This window comes from Bradyrhizobium sp. KZN70725 (assembly GCF_055264925.1).
Genome location: NZ_JBUYWT010000227.1, coordinates 1 through 284, shown reverse-complemented (window position 1 = coordinate 284; position 284 = coordinate 1). Strand labels below are relative to the sequence as shown.

Here is a 284-nt window from a genome sequence, read left to right as displayed (position 1 = left end):
TGAACCGCACCGGACATCCCAAGCCTCGAACGGCCAGATGTATCTTGGTGCTCAGGCCCCCGCGCGAGCGGCCGATCGCCTGATCTTCAGACCCCCTTTTTTGGCGCCGGCAGCGTGCTGATGCGCCCGAACGATGGTGGAATCGACGATCAGATATTCGAAGTCCGGATCATCGGACATCGCCTCGAAGATCCGCCACCAAACACCCTTGATGCTCCATCGGCTGAAGCGCCGGAACACGCTGTTCCAATCGCCGAAGACCTCCGGGAGATCGCGCCAGGGAG

The 284-nt window shown here is 61.6% G+C and carries 1 pseudogene; it reads right to left on the bottom strand.

Going from position 1 to position 284, the window contains the following annotated elements:
• A pseudogene (locus ACZBJS_RS42950) lies at window positions 1–284 on the bottom strand (IS5 family transposase); the annotation flags it as partial.